At 69.7% G+C, this 1312-nt stretch carries 2 protein-coding genes; both read left to right on the top strand.

The window, feature by feature from the left end; translation table 11 throughout:
• The coding region (locus tag ACFVFQ_RS38775; protein WP_383425430.1) for an alpha/beta fold hydrolase at window positions 1-656 on the top strand (656 nt) is incomplete at its 5' end.
• Between the two features lie 83 nt (window positions 657-739).
• On the top strand, window positions 740-1312 hold a 573-nt coding region (locus ACFVFQ_RS38770; protein WP_383425428.1), incomplete at its 3' end, for a TauD/TfdA family dioxygenase.

The raw sequence follows: 1312 nt of genomic DNA, 5'->3' as shown, positions 1-1312 counted from the left end.
ACCAGACACCGTTCGCGCCGTTGGAAGAGGTAGCCAGGCAGGCCGCCGACGAGATCGCCGGACGCGGCCTGGGCGAGGTGGTGTTGTGGGGGCACTCGGCGGGGGCGGCGTATGCGGTGGCGACCGCGCAGCTGCTCCAAGAGCAGGGACAGGGGCCGGGGCAGAAGTCGGGGCGGGAACACCAGGTGCACGTCCAACGGGTCTTCGTCGGCGCTCAGTTGCTCGGTGACGCGGCCGATCGGCGCGCCGCCGCTAAGGCTCTGCTGGCCCGTAGCGACGCGGAGATCGTCAAGGAGTTGAGCGCGGACAGCAACGGCCAGGCAGCAGGGGCGACGGGCGCCTTCAGCTCGCTCGGTGCGCTGGACACTCCGCACGCCGAGCGCGTCGGTGCCGCCTACCGGCATGACTGTGTGGCCGCGCACCGCTACTTCGCCGACGTCCTGGAGCACCCACCCGCCACCAAGCTCACCGCGCCAGTCACCCTGGTGCTGGCCGACGACGACGCGTTCACCGTCGAGGGAACCCACCAGCTCCATGACTGGCGGCTGCTGGCCGACCACGTGGAACTGCACCGGATTCCCGACGGCGGCCACTACTTCCCACGCACGCGCCCCACCGAGGCGGCCCGGGCCGTCCTGCGCACCGATTCCCCATGACCGCCGAGAGGACCGATACGGCAAAGCTGCCGCGCAACTCCCCCTCCGGAGGCGCAGCGGCCAAGGACAGGAGAGGCACCGACATGTCACTGCCACAGTCAACGACCTTGCTCGACATAGCCGTTCAGCCCGGCAGGCCGCCGATCCTGCTCGCCGAGGGCGGCGGGGACCCGGCGCAGTGGGCGGCCACGCACCGCGATGCGCTGCGCGCCGCCCTCGCCGAGCATGGTGCGCTGTTGGTCCGTGGTTTGGGCCTGGGTGACACGGACAGGACGGCAGCCACGTTCCGGGCGTTGTCCGATGACTTGATGGCGGAGCGGGAGAGTTTCGCGCCCCGGGAGCGTTACGCGCCGGGGGTGTACTCCTCGTCGAAGTGGCCGCAGAACCAGCCGATGTGCATGCACCACGAACTCAGCTACACCACCGCCTTCCCCGGCCTGATGCTCTTCGCCTGCCACACAGCCCCCACAGACGGCGGCGCAACCGCAGTCGCAGACGCCACCGCCGTACTGCGCGCCCTGCCACGACGGTTGGTCAAACGCTTCGAGCGACAAGGATGGTTGCTGACCCGCAGCTACAACGACGAGATCGGCGCCTCCACCCTCGAAGCCTTCGGCACCGACGACCACCAGAAAATCGAAGCCTACTGCCAAGCC

It is taken from the genome of Streptomyces sp. NPDC057743 (assembly GCF_042798755.1).
Lineage (GTDB): Bacteria > Actinomycetota > Actinomycetes > Streptomycetales > Streptomycetaceae > Streptomyces.
Note: the sequence above shows the minus strand (reverse complement) of the source record. Positions and strands in the feature narration are given on the sequence as shown.